This window comes from Stenotrophomonas sp. DR822 (genome assembly GCF_019793815.1).
Classification (GTDB): Bacteria; Pseudomonadota; Gammaproteobacteria; order Xanthomonadales; family Xanthomonadaceae; genus Stenotrophomonas; species Stenotrophomonas indicatrix.
The window spans coordinates 2757188-2773749 of record NZ_CP081826.1 but is presented as its reverse complement, the minus strand read 5'-3'; the positions used below and the strand labels follow the sequence as shown (position 1 = coordinate 2773749).

The following is a 16562-nucleotide window of genomic DNA, read 5'->3' as shown; positions in this document are numbered from 1 at the left end:
CACCGTCCCGCCAACCCGCAGGAGCCCCGCTTTGGCTTTGGCTGTTGCTGTCGCCTCTGCGGGTGCCGGGCGCAGCCCGGCGTTACCAGCCTTCCAGCACGATCTTGCCCTTGGCCCGGTGGCTCTCCAGCAGCGCATGTGCGCGCCGCAGGTTGGCCGCGTCAATGCGCCCGAAGTGCTCGCCCAGCGTGGTCTGCAGCACGCCGGCATCGACCAGATCGGCCACCCGGTTCAGCAGTTCGTGCTGGCGCTGCATGTCCGCGGTCCTGTACAGCGGTCGGGTGAACATGGATTCCCAGTGCAGCGACAGCGCCTTGCGCTTGAGCGCCATCACATCGATCTGGCCCGGATCATCGATCAGCCCCAGCTGCCCCTGCGGCGCCAGCAGCTCGACGAGCTGCGCGTAGTGCTGGTCGGTGTGGGTCAGGCTGGCCACATGGTCCACCTGGGTGATGCCCAGCCGGGCCAGGCCTTCGGCCAGCGGCCGACTATGGTCGATCACATGGTGCGCGCCCATCGCCTGCACCCAGTCCTGGGTCTCCGGCCGGGAGGCGGTGCCGATCACCGTCAGCCGGGTCAGACGGCGCGCCAACTGCACCAGGATCGAACCCACGCCACCTGCTGCACCGATCACCAGCAGGGTCTGGCCGTCGCCGCCGCCTTCGGCGATGCGCAGGCGGTCGAACAGCAGTTCCCATGCGGTGATCGCGGTCAGCGGCAGCGCCGCAGCGGCGGCATCGTCCAGGCTGGCCGGCTTGCGGCCAACGCTGCGCTCGTCCACCAGCTGGTATTCGGCGTTGCTGCCCGGGCGATCGATCACACCGGCGTAGTACACCGCATCGCCGGGCTGGAACAGGGTCACCTCGCTGCCGACCGCATCGACCACGCCGACCGCATCCCACCCCAGCACGCGCGGGCCGTCGGTGGCGGCGCCGCGCCGCACCTTGGTGTCGACCGGATTCACCGCCACCGCACGCACCGCCACCCGCAGGTCGCGCGGGCCCGGCTGGGGCAGGGGCAGGTCGAGATTGATCAGGGCCTGCGGGTTGTCGATCGGCAGGCCGGCTTGGGTGTAGGCAATGGCACGCATGGGGGAATATCCAGGGAGGAGAGGCCACAGCGTGCGCCGTGCGCAGGGGGGCGGAAAGGCGCAGAATCGGTCAACACTTTCACTGCAGCAATGAAAATGGTCCGCTTCGACGATCTGCAGCTGTTTGTCCGTACCGCCGCGCTGGGCAGCTTCTCCCAGGCCGCGCGCGAGGCCGACCTGCTGCCGGGCCAGGTTGCCGCGGCGGTGGCACGGCTGGAACGCGAACTGGACCTGCGCCTGTTCGTGCGCACCACCCGCAGCCTGCGCCTGACCGCCGAAGGCGCGCTGTACCTGCCCTACGCACAGGAGGTTCTGAGCACCCTGCGCGAAGGCCAGGCGCGGGTGCAGGGCGAGGACGCCGAACTGCACGGCACCCTGCAGTTGTCGGCGCCGTCGGACTTCGGCCGCAACCTGCTGCTGCCGTGGCTGACCGCGTTCCGCGCTGCGCATCCGCGGCTGCGCCTGCACCTGCGCCTGTCCGACGAAGTGGCCGACGTGTTCCGCGACCCGGTCGACGTGGCCATCCGCATCGGCCACTTCGACGACGCCAGCTACGTCGCCCTGCCTTTGCTGGAACAGAACCGGCGGGTGCTGGCTGCGTCGCCCGGGTACCTGCGGCGGCGTGGCACGCCCAGCCGCCTGGAAGATCTGCGCGAGCATGATTGCCTGGTCTACCAGCTCGGCGGCCGCGCCTACGATCGCTGGTCGTTCGAGCTGGAGGGGCGCCGCGTGGTGATCCCGGTGCGCGGGCCACTGGTCTGCGACGACGCCGACGTGGTGCGGCGCTGGGCGGTCGCCGGCGAGGGCATCACCTACAAGTCCTGGCTGGACGTCCGCGACGACGTGCTGGAAGGGCGCCTGCAGGTGCTGCTGGATGGCATCGGCAGCCACATTCCCCTGCAGCTGGTCTGCCCCCATCGCAAGCAGTTCTCACCGGCGGTGCGGCAACTGCACGCGCAGCTGCGCCAGCATCTGCAACCGCTGCTGTCCGCCATGCCCGGCACTGGCGACACGCCCCTGTCGCCTGCGCCAGCACTGGCCGACAATGGCGCTCCCCCGTTGTAAGAGAGTCGCGCCATGCCGTGGATGGGCATCCAGGACCTGTGGACCTTCCTGCTCGCTGTGCTGGTGTTTCTGGCGCTGCCCGGGCCGGGCACCTTCACCCTGCTGACCGCTACCGGTCGCGGCGGTGTGCGCGGCGGCTACACGGCGCTGGCCGGCCTGCTGGTCGGCGACCAGATCCTGATGTGGCTGGCACTGGCCGGCGTGGCTGCGCTGCTGAAGGCCAATCCGACGGTGTTCCATGCCGTGCAGTATCTCGGCGCGGCGTATCTGGTGTGGGTAGGCATCAGCCTGCTGCGCACGCCCAAGGGTGACGGTGCCGACGTTGGCCCGGTGCGCATGCAGCCCGGACGCTACTTCCACCAGGCGATCCTGGTCAGCCTGCTCAATCCGAAGGCGATCCTGTTCTACATGGCCTTCCTGCCGTTGTTCATCGACCCGAAGGCCCACCAGGGCATCGCCACGTTCGCCGCGCTGGCCGGGATCATCTTCGTGGTCAGCATCGCCTACTGCTCGCTGCTGATCTGGGTCGGCAACCTGGCCCGCCGCCGGTTGATCCAGCACCCGCGGGTCAGCGATGCGCTACGGCGCGTGGCCGGGCTGTTCCTGGTCGGCTTCGGCATCCGCCTGGGCCTGAACGGCTGAGATCCCGTCGGCCTGGCAGGCCGCGCGCAGGTGGTCGATGAACACCCGCAGCTTGGGCGCCATATGCTCGCGCGCCGGGTAGTACAGATGAAAGCCGGGGAACGGCGGCTGCCAGTCCTCCAGCACGCTGCGCAGGCGGCCGGCAGCCAGGTCGTCGGCGACCAGTGAGGCGAACCCCTGCGCCATGCCCAGCCCAGCCAGCACCGCCGCATAGGCCAGTTCGGCATCGTTGAACACCAGCCGGCCCTCGACGGCTACGTCCAGGTCACGCCCCTCACGGCTGAACTCCCAGGGCATCAGCCGGCCATTGGCGCGGCGATGGACGATACAGTCGTGCCCCTGCAGCTCCTGCGGGCTCTGCGGCACACCGTGGCGCGCGAAGTAGCCCGGCGTGGCCACCACCACCTGGCGCTCGGGCGGCCCGATCGGCACCGCGATCATGCCCTGCGCCAACGATTCCCCCAGGCGGATGCCTGCGTCGAAACCCTCGGCGACCAGATCGGTCAACGCCGGTTCCACGCACAGTTCCACCTCCACCTGCGGATACCGGGCCAGGAAGGACGGCAGCGCCGGCAGGACCCGGCGCTCGGCAACGATGCGTGGCAGGGTGATGCGCAGCCGACCGGCCGGCACGGTCCGCGCGCTGTCCAGGTCTTCGAAGGCCGATTCGATCTGTGCCAGCCCGCCACGTACGCGCTGCAGGAAGCGTTCGCCGTGTTCGGTCAGCCCCACCCGGCGCGTGGTCCGTTGCAACAGGCGCACGCCCATCCGCGCTTCCAGCGCACGCACGCTCTGTGACAGTGCCGAGGTCGAGACACCAAGCGCATCTGCGGCGCGGGTAAAGCTGGCGTGGTCGGCCACGTGGACAAACGCGACCACCGCCGACAGCGGTGCGGAGGGATCCATTGTGAAGCCTTCCTTCATTGTCAGTTCGGCTGTGTCCAGTTTATCCACAGGATCATCGGGCGGATGCTTTCCCTCCCGGCGGCACGCCCGCCTCCTCCGATGGAATGCCACATGTCACTTGATCACTACCGCCTGCTCGGTCGCTCCGGCCTGCGTGTCAGCCCGATGGCGCTGGGCACGATGACCTTCGGTGCCGACTGGGGGTGGGGCGCGGACGAAGCCGAGGCCCGCCGCATCTTCGATGCCTACGTCGAACGCGGTGGCAACTTCGTTGATACCGCAAACAACTACACCAATGGCAGCGCCGAGACGCTGCTCGGGCGATTCGCCCAAGGCCGCCGCGAACGGCTGGTGATCGCCAGCAAGTACACCCTGGCGACCGTGCCCGGCGATCCGAACAACGCCGGCAACCACCGCAAGAGCATGATGCGCTCGGTGGAGGACAGCCTGCGCCGGCTCGGCACCGACTACCTGGATCTGCTGTACCTGCACGCTTGGGACGACACCACCGGGGGGGACGAGGTGATGCGCGGTTTCGATGATCTCGTGCGCAGCGGCAAGGTGCTGTATGCCGGCATCTCGGACACGCCGGCCTGGCAGATCGCCCGCATGCAGACCCTGGCCGACCTGCGCGGTTGGGCGCCGCTGGTGGCCCTGCAGATCGAATACAGCCTGATCCAGCGCAGCGTCGAACAGGAGCTGCTGCCGATGGCCGAGGCGCTCGGGTTGGGCGTGGTGGCGTGGTCGCCGCTGGGCAGCGGGGTGCTGACCGGCAAGTACAGCGCGGCTGATCTCACCACGGCCGAGCCGCCGGAGGCTACGCCGGGCGGTTCCCGGCGCAACGTGGCCCTGATCAATGGCGCGTTGACCCCGCGTTCGTTGAACATCGCCGGCGAAGTCGCTGCCGTCGCGGCAGAACTGTCGCACTCGGCTGCGCAGGTCGCTCTGGCCTGGCTGCTGCAACGACCCGCGGCCGGGGCCATGCCGATCGTCGGTGCACGCACCCTGGACCAGTTCGAACACAACCTGGCGGCGCTGGAACTGGCGCTGCCGGCTGAGGCGTTGGCACGGCTGGATGCGATCAGCGCGGTGGCGCCTGCCTTCCCGCACGACTTCCTGCAGATGCCGCTGCCACGCATGCTGATGAGCGGTGGTACGCGTCTGCAGCCACGTGCGCTGGGCAGGTAACAGCGGGGGGGCGCTATGCTGACGCCCCTCGTTGGACAAAAGCGCCATGGCCGCAACACCAACGCTCGCGGTCGCAGCAGCCCTGGTGCTGCTGCTTGCCAGTGCTCCGGCCACGGCCGCACCGGAGCACCGCTGCCTCAGCGGTGGCCGCGACAACACGATCCACCTGGAATGGCGCTGGCTGGACGATGGCCGCGCCGATGTGCGTTATGCCGGGCACAGCGAGCGCCTGCCGCTGCGCCGGGTCTCCGAACAGACCACGGTGCTGGATGAGGACCGCCCCTACCAGTTCGATACCGTCTGGGAAGAGCGCGTGGACGGTCGCATCAACGGTCACTACACACTGAGCACGCAGGGCGCACGGATCTACAGCTTCAGCTACGTGCGTGCCCGGGACGGTCGCCGCACGGACTTCGACGAAGACGTCAACGCCTTCCAGGACGACGGCTGTCACTGGTAGGCGCCTGCGCTGAGGCCGTTTGTGCCGTTTCCGGCACAGTGCCCAGCGTCCAGCGCGCGCTGTGTCGGCCATGACCCCCGTCAGTGGCAATGCTGCGCTGCGTTCGGTCACACTCGGGGACTTGTCGTTCTCAGTCACTCCTTCCGAGGCCTGCATGTCCCTGCTCCGGCGCAAGTCCCTAGATTCCGTCACCGTCCATGAAGCCGGCCGGCGCCTGGTCCCGACCCTCAGCTGGCCGCACCTGATCGCGCTGGGCATCGGCGCCATCGTCGGCACCGGCATCTATACCCTGATCGGCGTGGGTGCCGACCGCGCTGGCCCGGCCGTGCTGATCTCCTTCGCCATCGCCGGCGCGGTGTGTGCCTGCGCGGCATTGGCCTACGCAGAGCTGTCCACGATGATGCCTGCCGCCGGCAGCGCCTATACCTACAGCTACAGTGCCCTGGGCGAAGTGTTTGCCTGGGTGGTCGGCTGGAGCCTGATCCTGGAGTACTCGCTGGTGGTGAGTACCGTGGCGGTCGGCTGGTCCGGTTATTTCGTCGGCTTCCTGGAATGGGTGCATACCCAGTTCGGCTGGGACCTGCGCCTGCCGGCGATGCTCGCGGCAGGCCCGCACGTCGATGGCGGCATGATCAACCTGCCCGCCATCGTCATCACCTGGCTGGTGGCCCTGATGCTGATGGCCGGTACCAAGGAAAGCGCCACCCTCAACGCGATCCTGGTCGTGTTCAAGCTGATCGCGCTGGCGATCTTCGTGGCGGTGGCCCTGCCGGCGTTCGACGCCAACAACCTGCAGCCGTTCATGCCTTACGGATTCGCCAAGACGCTGGGCCCGGATGGCGTCGAGCGCGGCGTGATGGCGGCGGCGGCGATCATCTTCTTCGCGTTCTACGGCTTCGACGCGATCTCCACCGCCGCCGAAGAAACCAAGAACCCCGGGCGCGACCTGTCCATCGGCATCATCGGCTCGATGGTCGGCTGCACCATCGTGTACGTGCTGGTGGCGCTGGCTGCGATTGGTGCGATGAGCTACACCGTGTTCGGCCAGAGTGCCGAGCCGCTGGCATTGATCATGCGCCAGCTGGGCCAGCCCACCGCCGCGATGCTGATCGGCGTGATCGCGATCATCGCCCTGCCGACCGTGCTGCTGGCCTTCCTGTACGGCCAGAGCCGCATCTTCTTCGTCATGAGCCGCGATGGACTGCTGCCGCGTGGCCTGTCCAAGGTCAACGCACGTACCGGCACGCCGGTGGCGACCACGCTGTTCACCGCCCTGGTGGTGTCGGCACTGGCCGGCGTTGCACGCCTGGACGAGATCGCCGCACTGGCCAATGCCGGTACCCTGGCCGCGTTCACCGCCGTTGGCATCTGCCTGGTGGTGCTGCGCGTGCGTGAGCCGAACCGCGAGCGCACCTTCCGCACGCCGTTGGCCTTCATTGTCGGCCCGCTGGCGGCACTGGGCTGCATCTACCTGTTCATCAGCCTGCCGCACACCACCCAGCTGTACTTCCTGGCGTGGAACGTGGTCGGCCTGGTGCTGTACTTCGCCTACAGCCGTCGCAACGCGCTGATCGCGAAATAAACGGATCACCGGTAGCGCCGGGCCATGCCCGGCGGAATCCCGGATGCACGCAGGGCGGTCAGCCGCCCTGCTTTGCCGCGTAGTCCTGCGCCTGGCGCATCACCCGCAGCAGGTTGCCGCCCCAGATGGCGGCGATCTGTTGTTCGCTGTACCCCTTGCGCAGCAGCCACGCGGTGATCTTCGGCAGCTGGCTGACATCGGGCAGGTCGCTCAGGCCACCACCGCCATCCCAGTCCAGACCGATGCCGACGTGCTCGGGGCCGACCACCTTCAGGATGTGCTCGAAATGGGCGAAGAAGTCGTCCAGGCTGGCGTGGCGCACCGGGTGTTCGTGGTCCAGTGCCTGCTCAGCCTTCTGCAGCGCCACGCCCTGCTCGATGGTCATGCCTTCCCAGCCACCCAGCTGCTTGCTCAGGGCTTCTTCGGCCTGCTTGCGCTCGGGCGACTTGCCGGTGTCGATCAGGTAGCCGCCATACGCGTTCACCTGGATCACCCCGCCGGCCTTGGCCACCTTGCGCAGGCGCGCGTCATCAAGATTGCGTGGGTGGTCGTAAACCGCCTTGGCCGAGCTGTGCGACAGCACGAACGGCACCGGCATCATCGCCAGCAGATCGTCGAACACGGCATCGGAGGCGTGCGACTGGTCGATGACGATGCCCAGCTTCACCGCCTCGCGCACCAGGTCCTTGCCAGCCTGGCTCAGGCCCTTCCATTCAGCCCCCTTGGGATCGGTGGCCGAATCGGCGAACTCGTTGTTGGCAAAGTGCACGGTGCTGAGCAGGCGCAGGCCCGCACGGTGATAGAACGACAGCAGGCTGGGGTCGGCCACCAGCGGACTGGCATTCTCCATGCTGATGTAGACCACGCGCTTGCCGGCGGCCTTGATCCGCGCCGCGTCATCGGCAGTCAGCGCCAATGCGAAGCGCTCGGGATTGGCGGCCAGCATCTGCCGGATCTCCAGCAACCGCTGCAGGCCGTGGTCGCGCTCGGCCAGATGCGCGGCGGCCGTGCGGTCGCCCTGGTCGGTATAGATCGCCCAGAAGCCGCCATCAAGCGCACCTTCGACCATGCGCGGGTAGTCCACCTGCGAGAGTGCGTTGCGGTCGTGCCGCTGCTCGATGTCGAAGCCGGTGCGGCCGAAATTGGCCGGCGTATCCAGATGACTGTCCAAGGTCAGCAAGCGCTGCTGCAGTGCCTTGGCACGGGCCAGCTCCTGCGCGCTGAAATCGATGGCATGGGCGGACAGCGGCGCATTCAGCGCCAGGGCGAGCAGCAGGGACAGACGACGCAACGACGGCATGGGCATCCACCGGCAATGGGAAGGACACGACCATAGCGCCGCGACGGCCAACGCCGGTAGTGCCGTATTGATCCGCCAGCTCCATTACACTCGCCGGCAGCCGATAAATCAGCGTGCAGCACCGCGTGCTGCGTCGACCATGGAATGGAAACATCGATGTCGAACTCCCAGCCTCCGGCGCTGCCCGCGCAGGGCCAGGCGCCCGTCCCCGCCAGCACGGTCACCGTCGAGCAGCTCAAGCGTGATGTGCTGCCAACGTTGTTTGCCGGGCGTACCGACATCGGTCGCTATGGCCCGGCCGACCTGGCCAGCGCCAGCGCCGAGCCGGCCTGGCAGGATGGCAGCGCCAACGCACTGGCCCAGGCGCTTGCCGAACTGGTCAGCCGGCTGTCCGAACATGATCCCAATGCGCTGCTGCAGCGCGCGGGATGGTGGGAGCGGTTCACCGGTGCCGATATCGAAGAACGCCTGCGCCGTCGCATTGCCATGGGCAGCAACGGCGACGTCCTGGCCAGGATCGAGCGCGAAGCCATCGCCGTGCGGGCCAGCGTCGATCGACTGGATGCGCAGCTGCTCGAGCATGACGTGCAGGGGGTGCGACTGCAGGTGTACATCGATGCAGGCGTGCAGTTCCTGCAGGAGCTGCCAGCGGCCGTGGACAGCGACGATGGCGCGCCGGTGCTCGACCGTCCGGTCGAGCGGCTGCAACGCCGCGTAGCCAACCTGACCGCGCTGCTGGCCAGCCATTCGATGAGCCGGATGCAGGTGCAGCTGGCACGCAGCCATGCCATCGACCTGCTGGACCGTTACAGCGAGACGGTGCAGATCCTGCTGCCGATCTGGCGCCAGACCATCCAGGCGCTGCACAACAGCGACAACGCCAGCCCACAGATGATCGCCAGTGCTGCCCAGGCGCAGGACCAGCTGAAACAGGCCCTGCAGCAGTTGCTGCGCACATCGGCGGAGCCGGCATGAGCCCGCCGGTGCGCGATCCGCTGCAGATCCCGCCAGACCTGCAGGCGCGGGTGGAAGCTGTTCCGGGCCTGCGCGCGTTCTACCGGCGGGCCTCGCTGCTGCGGGTCTTCGGCCTGGCCTGCCTTCCGCTGGCGGCCACGGCGCTGGCCTACATGGCGCTGGCATTTACCGGCACCGAGCTGGGCCCCACGTCGTGGGCACAGGTGCCGGCCGGCTATGGAGCGAAGGACACGGGCAGGCAGTTGCTCATCCTGCTGGTCATCAGCCCCTTGCTGCTGGTGTGGATGTTCTTCGGCGTGCGCGACCTGCTCAGCCGCCATCGCCTTCGCCGCTTCGCCTGGTCATTCGCGCTGGGTTCGATGCTGCTGTGCGGTGCCTGGGGAAGCATGGGCATCACCGCACCCGCCATGGGCCAGGGCGATCGCCTCGACCATCGCCAGCTGGACGCGCTGATCGCCAGTCCAGAGTTCAGCGGCTTCAGCCCCCAGTGGCAGGCCTACCTGCGTGCACAGCAGGAGCTTCCCTACGGCGTCGCCTCGTCGGCCGTGGTCGCCACTGCCCGTGCGTTGGCCAATGGCGAAGACATCGGTGTTCCGGTATCGCCGGCAATGCAGTCCCGCTTCGAGAAGGCAGCAGGGCTGCCCCGCTCTGATCGGTCGCAGCGATGGCATCAGCAGCGTCTGCTGGGCTGGCTTCTGTTCGACGTCGGCTGGGTGCTCGCGCTGCTCGCGGTACCGGCGCTGCTTGCGTTGGGCGCGGTGGCGATCGTGCTCGGCCACCATCTGCGGCGCAGGTCCGAGGTGATCAACGGGTTGCTGCAGCAGCTGCAGCCGGTTCCTGCTCCGCCACGCGCGCAGCCCTGAGGCTGGCGCGCAGGGGCAGTCTTCGGCGCTGTGTGGGGGAGCCGGGCATCGCCCGGCTCCACACCCCGCAGGTCAGTCCACCACGCGGCAGAACACGGCCTTCAGGTAACGCGATTCCTGCACGTGGGCCATGAACGGATGGTCCGGGCCGGCGCCGGCCACCTTCAGGATCTGGATGGTGCGGCCGGAGAAGTACGCTGCACGACGCAGCATGTCCAGGAACTGGTCCTCGGCCACCAGGCCGGTGCAGGAGAACGTGGCGAACAGGCCACCGGGCTTGACCACGCCCAGCGCCAGCTTGTTCATGTCCAGGTACTTCTTCAGCGCGGTGATCACCTGGTCGCGGTCGCGGGTCATCTTCGCCGGGTCCAAAATCACCACGTCGTACTGCTCACCGCGGTTGGCCGCATCGCGCAGCCACGGGAAGATGTCGGACTGGACGAACTTCGGGCGCACGTTGTTCAGACGCGAATTGCCCTTGGCGATCTGGATGACGTCTTCATCGATGTCGATGCCGACCACTTCCGATGCACCGCGCGCGGCCGCGTACACGGCGAAACCGCCGGTGTTGCAGCACAGGTCGAGCACGCTCTTGCCTTCCACCTGCTGGCTCAGCCATTCACGGTTCTCGCGCTGGTCGGCGAAGAAACCGGTCTTGTGCGCACCGGCCGGGTCGGCGCGGAACTTGATGCCGTACTCGGTGATCACCGACGCTTCGGTGGTGGTATTGCCGTGGAAATCGAAGCTTTCCTGCTTCTGCACGTGTTCGTCGGCGAAGCTGTGGAAGCGGCAACCCGGGAACTGTTCACGCAGGGCGTCGTAGATCCACTCGCGGTGGCGGAACATGCCGGCGGCGAAGAACTCCACCACCACCAGGTCGCCGTAGCGGTCGACCACCAGGCCGGACAGGCCATCGCCCTCGCTGTGCACCACGCGCCAGGCGTCGGACACCGCATCGAGCTTGAGCACCTCACGACGCAGCGACACCGCCTGGGCGATCTTGCGCGAGAACCAGCCGGCATCCAGCGGGATCTGCGGGTCGGTTTCGAGGATGCGTACGGCAATACGCGAATGCCCGTTGTAGAAGCCACGGCCGATGAACTCGCCCTCCACGCCGACGACATCGACGAGGGAGCCGGGCTTGGGCCGGACGGTCGGCTTCTCGACCAGTTTCTGGAAGATCCACGGGTGGCTGGAACGCCACGCGTTCTTGAGGCGGACAACGGGAAGGGGGGTAGTCATCCACCTATTGTAAACCGGGCGCCGGGGTCAGATCCCCACAGGGGCTCTGACCCCTTGGTCGTTGTGGGAATGGGGTCGGAGCCCCCTGCGGGGATCCGACCCCGGCCGGCATTTGACGCCGGCCCGGCCAGGCCGCAGAATCGGCGGCAGAAGGGGAGTAGCTCCCAGACGTTGTCGCCGTCAATTCGAGCCTGCAGGCTCCGGTGCAACGGCAGTTCCGGCCCATCGGAACTGCGAGCGAGACCTTCGCCGTACTGGCGAAGCTCTGTCCCTGGATCCCCTCCCGATCCTCCGTTGCAGATCCTCGCCGTCCGGCTTGAGGCTTTTTTCATTTCCCAACGGACAAACCCATGCAGACGATCGGTAATTTGTGGTTGTGGGGCGGCTTCGCAGCGGTGGTGGTCATCGCCCTGCTGGTCGACCTCGTATTGATGCGCCACGGTGGCCCGCACAAGGTCACTTTCAAGGAAGCCCTGTGGTGGTCCATCGGCTGGGTCGCGCTGGCCCTGGCCTTCAACGGCGGCCTCTGGTTCTACCTGAACGAGACCGCCGGCCAGGTCGTGGCCAACAAGGTCGGCCTGGAGTTCCTGACCGGTTATCTGGTCGAGAAGGCGCTGGCGGTGGACAACATCTTTGTCTTCCTGATGATCATGAGCTACTTCGCGGTGCCGGAGGAACAGCGCCAGAAGGTGCTGATCATCGGCATCCTGGGTGCGATCGTGCTGCGTACGATCATGATCTTCGCCGGTAGCGTGCTGATCACCCAGTTCCACTGGCTGCTCTACGTATTCGGCGCCTTCCTGCTCTTCACCGGCTGGAAGATGTGGTTCGCCGCGGGCCAGGAGCCTGACCTGGAAGCCAACCCGGCCCTGCGCTGGATGCGCAAGCACCTGCGCCTGCTGCCGGACTACGAAGGCAACGCGATGAGCGTCAAGCGCGACGGCGTGCGCTGGTTCACCCCGCTGTTCGCGGTGCTGATCCTGATCGCGGTGACCGACGTGATCTTCGCGGTGGACAGCATCCCGGCGATCTTCGCGATCACCACCGACCCGTTCATCGTGCTGACCTCCAACGTGTTCGCGGTGCTCGGCCTGCGTGCGATGTTCTTCCTGCTGGCCGGCATGGCCGACCGCTTCCACCTGCTGCCGTACGGCCTGGCCCTGGTGCTGGCCTTCATCGGCATCAAGATGATGATCATCGACCTGTTCAAGATCCCGACCCCGATCTCGCTGGGCGTGGTCGCGGTGATCATCGCCGCCACGGTGGTGCTGAGCCTGAAGAACCCGCCGAAGGAAGGCGGCGCCTGATCCTGGCCGATTGAACGCTGCGGCCGGTGGATTGTCCCGCCGGTCGCAGCCACTCTCCCGCGGCGGTGGCCTTGGTTTCGCGCCGGCCACCGCCATTGCTGAGGGTATGAACACGAACGCGCCCCTGCCCGCCGGCGACGCGCCGGCCGCCCGCAACGACCGCACGCGCATCCTGCGCGCCTTCAATGCCAGCCTGGCCGCCGTGCTGGTGCTGGTGGCCGTGTTCGCCCTGCAGGACCATTTCGACTGGCGGCCCTGGGCGGTCGCACCGCTGGAAGCCAAGGGCCTGCTTGGCCTGATCGGTGGACCGCTGCTGCATGGCTCGGTCGAACACATCGCCGCCAACAGCTTCGCCATCCTGATCCTCGGCACCCTGGCCGGCAGCGTCTATCCCAGAGCCACGCTGCGCGCCCTGCCCCTGCTGTGGCTGGGCTCGGGCATCGGTGCGTGGATGCTCGGCAACCCCGGCAGCTTCCATCTCGGCGCCAGTGGCGTCACCCACGGCCTGATGTTCCTGCTGGCCAGCCTTGGCCTGCTGCGCCGCGACCGCGCGGCGATCGCCACCGGGCTGATCGGCATGCTGTTCTACGGCGGCATGCTGATGACCGTGCTGCCGCATGCCGACGGTGTGTCCTGGCAGTCGCACATGGGCGGAGCCTTCGCCGGCATCATCGCCGCGCTGCTGTTCCGCAACGCCGATCCGCTGCCGCCGCGCCCGCGTTACAGCTGGGAGGACGAGGAGGACGAGGTCGAGCCGCTGGCCGATGACGAACTCGAACCGCCATCGCCGCAGCGCGTTCCGGTGCTGTGGCAGCCACGCGAAGGGCAGGACTATGTGGTGATCCCGTTCCGCCGGCCGGAAGACCCGCGCGGTTGATCGGGTGGATACGCCGGGCATGGCCCGGCGCTACCGCTTGTGGAGCATCTGGTGGCGCCGGGCCATGCCCGGCGGCATTGACGCCGGTCAGTTCGCCGCGTTCGCTGCCGCGCCCGTTCCATCCACCGCCTGCCGGCCCAATGCCGGGTCATCGGTGAAGAAGGCATCGATGCCGGTCGCCAGGTAGGCACGCATCTCCGCGATCGACCCCTCCGCGTTGCGCGCAGTGTCCGCGCCCTTGCGCAGGTTGCTGGCCTGGAAGTGGTTCTCCGGGCGGAAGGTGTACGGAATCACCATCAGGCCCACCGCGTGCGCATCGCGCACCAGCGCCGTCGGCGTGCCCAGCGCACCGTTGGCATCCAGCGGGATGATCGAGCGCAGCTCCGGGCCGATGCCGTCGGCATAGGCCGCGATGTCCCTCAGTCCCGCCGGAGTCATCATCTGCGCATAGGTCAGCGCGCCGCCGGCCTTGGCGACATCGGCCGGCTGGGTGTCGCCCTTCCACAGCAGCTGCAGCAGGCGGAGGTTGCTGCCGCGCGGGATCTTGCCGCGCAGGTAGCGCAGGTTGCCCGTCTCGAACGACTGGATGGTGACCGGGCCGACGTTGGTATAGGCGTTGCCGCGCAGCGCGGCCAGCAGCGTGTCTTCCATCGGCAGGCCGATCGACTGGAAGTAGGTCGGGTGCTTGATCTCCGGCACCAGGCCGATGCCACGGTTGGCACGACCGGCCTGCTGGACCAGGAACGCCAGGATCTCGTCCAGGCTGGCGATCCGGAACTGGCCGTCATAGGCGGTGCTGCGGAACTCCGGCAGGCGCTCACGGGCGTACAGCGTCTTCAGCTCGGCCAGGGTGAAGTCTTCGGTGAACCAGCCTTCGACCGTCTGCCCGTCGATGACCTTGCGGGTCTTCCGCTTGGCGAATTCCTCGTGCTCGGCCACATCGGTGGTGCCACCGATCTCGTTCTCATGGCGGGCCACCATCACCCCGTCCTTGGTCATCACCAGGTCCGGTTCGATGTAGTCGGCGCCATCGGCGATGGCCTGCGCATAGGCCGCCAACGTGTGTTCGGGCAACAATGCGCTTGCACCGCGGTGGCCATAGACCGACGCCTTGGGCGCGGCCGGAGGGGAGGATTCAGCACTCATGGCCACCGATGGTGCCACGGCCAGCGACAACAGCAACGCACGACCCCACGACTTCACTGCAACTTCCCCAAGCGGTTTGTGATGGGCGTCAGTATGCGGCGGGAATGTGACAGGTTGGGGGAGCTGGGGGCCGGCTGCCTGCGGTTGGCCAATGATCTCGGTGACCGCCATTCGGATTGGATTCTGCAATTTTTCCGATTGAACCGCGGAAACGATGGGTCATAGCCTCGACTGACCAACACCGATGTTGGCGGAGGATCGGACCATGGAGAAGACAATGTACGTGCCTATCCTGAAATGGCGACAAGGTGAGTACCTCGCGGTAGGTCGTACACGCGAGACCATAAAGGACTGGATGTATCCCCTGTTCGAGATCCCGGTCGAACAGTGGGACTTCGAGAACGAGACGCCCGCCAAGTCGCTCGATGACCACCTGAAGAATGTCGGCAAGCGACTGAGCACCAATTGGAAGAAACGCCGTTGCCTGTTCGATTCACCGCATCTTGGCGGCGACGACACGATGGCCAATGGAGACCATCACCTCGCGCGCGTCTTCGATCTCGCGCGGGCGGCGGGCTGCCAGGCCATTCCGGTAACCGGTATCGGCCGGCATCTGGCGTATCAGCAGGCAGTTGCCAGCATCATCGCCCAGGATGATCGTGGGTGCGGACTGCGCCTGGTTCCCGATGATCTGGAAGGTAGTCCTGTGGCGAAGATCGACGGCTTGCTGCATCTCCTGGGTGTAGCCCCGGAGCAAGTGGACATCGTCCTGGACAGTACGGCAGATGTCGCAGATTCTCCGACCCTCCAGGCATCGATCTGGCAGGCATGGATCGCTGGATTGCCCTACATCAGCCGATGGAGATCGCTCACCGTGGCCGGTGGCAGCTTCCCTGCAAGCCTGAGCCCGTCAGCAGGCTATCGCCCTCATGGTGACGTTCACCGTCGCGAATGGCGGGGGTACACCCGACTGACAGCCGGTGCCCTGCAGCGTCAGCCATGGTTCGGTGACTACGGATGCGCGTCACCACAGACGGAGATGATGGACCCACGCCTGTTCGACCCGAATGCAAAGATCAAGTACACGATCGATGACCAATGGCGGATCATCGTCGGCACCCAGGTCAAGCGCAATGGCCGCGACCAGTATCGCGACCTGTGCAGGCACCTGATTTCTGATCCCCCGGTGGTATTCATGGGACGAACTTACAGTGCTGGCGACGAGTACATCGAAGATTGCGCCAACAACGTCGCCAGTACGGGCGGAAGTTCGACCTGGCCAACGGTGGCGACCAATCACCACCTGACTAAGGTTGTTCGCGACCTCGCCAATCTGTCCGGCGCTTCAACTGTTCCCTGACCAGCGTGCGGATCTCGGCGAGGCTGTATACCTCTCCAAGCCGCTCACACAGCGCTGTGCGATTGCCGCGCAGCGCTGCCTTGTCCGGGTTCCTTGCACAGATCAGTGTCGTGATCTCATCACGCCAGAGAAGGGCGGCAACGTCCATCCCATTGACCGACGGATTGAGCCTGGCGGGTCGCAAAAGCTCCATTCGCACCGCATTACGCGCGCCGCGCGATACAGTGCGAACGCCCCACCACTCCGGCAGGACGTCCAGCGCGTGGTCAAGATGCCGCTGCCCCACAACAATCGTCGCTTTGTCGAGAACGTTTGAATAGAACTGCTGCTGCATGGGAAGCCTGCGCAGCGTGTCCACGTCGCTCTTGATCTCGTAGCCGTGCAGGTGACCGTTGATGACGCAGACATCAACCCGACAGGCACCGCGAGCAAGCCCCATCTCCTCCACGACCAGCGTATTGGGATTGGCAACGTGCTCAGCGATCACCTTCCGAAGTAGCGCGGATCTGACGTCGCTGTCGGTTATCGGGTCCATTGTCGAATCGTACCAAGAGGGAGT

The 16562-nt window shown here is 66.8% G+C and carries 16 protein-coding genes; 10 read left to right on the top strand and 6 right to left on the bottom strand.

Translation table 11 applies throughout. From position 1 onward, the window contains the following. Window positions 1-82: 82 nt before the first annotated feature. A complete protein-coding gene (locus K5K93_RS12780) occupies window positions 83-1090 on the bottom strand; it encodes a zinc-binding alcohol dehydrogenase family protein (protein ID WP_222388085.1) in 1008 nt (335 codons plus the stop codon). 90 nt (window positions 1091-1180) lie between these two features. Here K5K93_RS12780 and K5K93_RS12775 point away from each other — a divergent pair, with 90 nt between their 5' ends. Then, window positions 1181-2155 (top strand): LysR family transcriptional regulator, encoded by a 975-nt coding sequence (locus K5K93_RS12775; RefSeq protein WP_222388084.1) that lies wholly within the window; start codon window positions 1181-1183, stop codon window positions 2153-2155. Between the two features lie 12 nt (window positions 2156-2167). After that, window positions 2168-2797 (top strand): leucine efflux protein LeuE, encoded by a 630-nt coding sequence (gene leuE / locus K5K93_RS12770; protein WP_025875614.1) that lies wholly within the window; start codon window positions 2168-2170, stop codon window positions 2795-2797. Here leuE and K5K93_RS12765 read toward each other — a convergent pair. Continuing rightward, the gene (locus K5K93_RS12765) at window positions 2735-3703 is read right to left on the bottom strand and encodes a LysR family transcriptional regulator (protein ID WP_222388083.1); all 969 of its coding nucleotides are present in this window, start codon (window positions 3701-3703) and stop codon (window positions 2735-2737) included. The two genes, leuE and K5K93_RS12765, sit on opposite strands and share 63 nt — an antisense overlap. A gap of 99 nt (window positions 3704-3802) precedes the next feature. Here K5K93_RS12765 and K5K93_RS12760 point away from each other — a divergent pair, with 99 nt between their 5' ends. From K5K93_RS12760 to K5K93_RS12750, 3 genes are all read left to right on the top strand, one after another. Next, window positions 3803-4891: an aldo/keto reductase gene (locus tag K5K93_RS12760; protein WP_222391068.1), complete on the top strand. Its 1089-nt coding sequence runs from the start codon at window positions 3803-3805 to the stop codon at window positions 4889-4891. A gap of 46 nt (window positions 4892-4937) precedes the next feature. After that, window positions 4938-5351, top strand: coding sequence for a hypothetical protein (locus K5K93_RS12755; RefSeq protein WP_222388082.1), 414 nt, complete (start codon window positions 4938-4940; stop codon window positions 5349-5351). Between the two features lie 154 nt (window positions 5352-5505). Then, a complete protein-coding gene (locus K5K93_RS12750) occupies window positions 5506-6933 on the top strand; it encodes an amino acid permease (protein ID WP_093820395.1) in 1428 nt (475 codons plus the stop codon). Between the two features lie 58 nt (window positions 6934-6991). Here the strand turns inward: K5K93_RS12750 and K5K93_RS12745 are convergent, their stop codons facing one another. Then, on the bottom strand, window positions 6992-8233 hold the full coding sequence (locus K5K93_RS12745) for a dipeptidase (RefSeq protein WP_222388081.1): 1242 nt from the start codon (window positions 8231-8233) through the stop codon (window positions 6992-6994). A gap of 156 nt (window positions 8234-8389) precedes the next feature. Here K5K93_RS12745 and K5K93_RS12740 point away from each other — a divergent pair, with 156 nt between their 5' ends. Both K5K93_RS12740 and K5K93_RS12735 read left to right on the top strand, forming a co-directional pair. After that, window positions 8390-9208, top strand: coding sequence for a protein klaA (locus K5K93_RS12740; protein ID WP_222388080.1), 819 nt, complete (start codon window positions 8390-8392; stop codon window positions 9206-9208). Continuing rightward, window positions 9205-10071, top strand: a complete 867-nt coding sequence (locus tag K5K93_RS12735) for a hypothetical protein (RefSeq protein WP_222388079.1) — start codon at window positions 9205-9207, stop codon at window positions 10069-10071. The genes K5K93_RS12740 and K5K93_RS12735 overlap by 4 nt, the downstream gene beginning before the upstream one ends. A 72-nt stretch (window positions 10072-10143) precedes the next feature. Here the strand turns inward: K5K93_RS12735 and K5K93_RS12730 are convergent, their stop codons facing one another. Beyond that, window positions 10144-11313, bottom strand: coding sequence for a class I SAM-dependent rRNA methyltransferase (locus K5K93_RS12730; protein WP_093820390.1), 1170 nt, complete (start codon window positions 11311-11313; stop codon window positions 10144-10146). Between the two features lie 350 nt (window positions 11314-11663). Here K5K93_RS12730 and K5K93_RS12725 point away from each other — a divergent pair, with 350 nt between their 5' ends. Together K5K93_RS12725 and K5K93_RS12720 are read left to right on the top strand one after the other, a co-directional pair. After that, entirely contained in the window at window positions 11664-12620 is a 957-nt protein-coding gene (locus K5K93_RS12725) for a TerC family protein (protein ID WP_025875596.1), read from the top strand. Window positions 12621-12726: 106 nt separating this feature from the next. Further along, complete coding sequence (locus K5K93_RS12720) at window positions 12727-13497, top strand: rhomboid family intramembrane serine protease (RefSeq protein WP_093820386.1); 771 nt, start codon at window positions 12727-12729, stop codon at window positions 13495-13497. 87 nt (window positions 13498-13584) lie between these two features. On the opposite strand, the gene K5K93_RS12715 is transcribed toward K5K93_RS12720, so the two are convergent. After that, complete coding sequence (locus K5K93_RS12715; protein ID WP_222388078.1) at window positions 13585-14700, bottom strand: glycerophosphodiester phosphodiesterase; 1116 nt, start codon at window positions 14698-14700, stop codon at window positions 13585-13587. A 208-nt stretch (window positions 14701-14908) separates the two neighbouring features. Between K5K93_RS12715 and K5K93_RS12710 the strand changes: the two genes are divergently transcribed. Then, on the top strand, window positions 14909-16003 hold the full coding sequence (locus tag K5K93_RS12710; protein ID WP_222388077.1) for a beta family protein: 1095 nt from the start codon (window positions 14909-14911) through the stop codon (window positions 16001-16003). On the opposite strand, the gene K5K93_RS12705 is transcribed toward K5K93_RS12710, so the two are convergent. After that, the gene (locus tag K5K93_RS12705) at window positions 15951-16538 is read right to left on the bottom strand and encodes a sce7726 family protein (RefSeq protein WP_222388076.1); all 588 of its coding nucleotides are present in this window, start codon (window positions 16536-16538) and stop codon (window positions 15951-15953) included. The genes K5K93_RS12710 and K5K93_RS12705 overlap by 53 nt on opposite strands. Window positions 16539-16562: the final 24 nt, after the last annotated feature.

Bases quoted from the DNA above. Each gene is read 5' to 3' on its own strand.
- K5K93_RS12760 (WP_222391068.1), top strand. From the start codon at position 3,803: ATGGAATGCCACATGTCACTTGATCACTACCGCCTGCTCGGTCGCTCC.
- K5K93_RS12745 (WP_222388081.1), bottom strand. From the start codon at position 8,233: ATGCCGTCGTTGCGTCGTCTGTCCCTGCTGCTCGCCCTGGCGCTGAAT.
- K5K93_RS12720 (WP_093820386.1), top strand. From the start codon at position 12,727: ATGAACACGAACGCGCCCCTGCCCGCCGGCGACGCGCCGGCCGCCCGC.
- K5K93_RS12775 (WP_222388084.1), top strand. From the start codon at position 1,181: ATGAAAATGGTCCGCTTCGACGATCTGCAGCTGTTTGTCCGTACCGCC.
- K5K93_RS12725 (WP_025875596.1), top strand. From the start codon at position 11,664: ATGCAGACGATCGGTAATTTGTGGTTGTGGGGCGGCTTCGCAGCGGTG.
- K5K93_RS12750 (WP_093820395.1), top strand. From the start codon at position 5,506: ATGTCCCTGCTCCGGCGCAAGTCCCTAGATTCCGTCACCGTCCATGAA.
- K5K93_RS12765 (WP_222388083.1), bottom strand. From the start codon at position 3,703: ATGGATCCCTCCGCACCGCTGTCGGCGGTGGTCGCGTTTGTCCACGTG.
- K5K93_RS12780 (WP_222388085.1), bottom strand. From the start codon at position 1,090: ATGCGTGCCATTGCCTACACCCAAGCCGGCCTGCCGATCGACAACCCG.
- leuE (WP_025875614.1), top strand. From the start codon at position 2,168: ATGCCGTGGATGGGCATCCAGGACCTGTGGACCTTCCTGCTCGCTGTG.
- K5K93_RS12730 (WP_093820390.1), bottom strand. From the start codon at position 11,313: ATGACTACCCCCCTTCCCGTTGTCCGCCTCAAGAACGCGTGGCGTTCC.
- K5K93_RS12710 (WP_222388077.1), top strand. From the start codon at position 14,909: ATGGAGAAGACAATGTACGTGCCTATCCTGAAATGGCGACAAGGTGAG.
- K5K93_RS12735 (WP_222388079.1), top strand. From the start codon at position 9,205: ATGAGCCCGCCGGTGCGCGATCCGCTGCAGATCCCGCCAGACCTGCAG.
- K5K93_RS12740 (WP_222388080.1), top strand. From the start codon at position 8,390: ATGTCGAACTCCCAGCCTCCGGCGCTGCCCGCGCAGGGCCAGGCGCCC.
- K5K93_RS12755 (WP_222388082.1), top strand. From the start codon at position 4,938: ATGGCCGCAACACCAACGCTCGCGGTCGCAGCAGCCCTGGTGCTGCTG.
- K5K93_RS12705 (WP_222388076.1), bottom strand. From the start codon at position 16,538: ATGGACCCGATAACCGACAGCGACGTCAGATCCGCGCTACTTCGGAAG.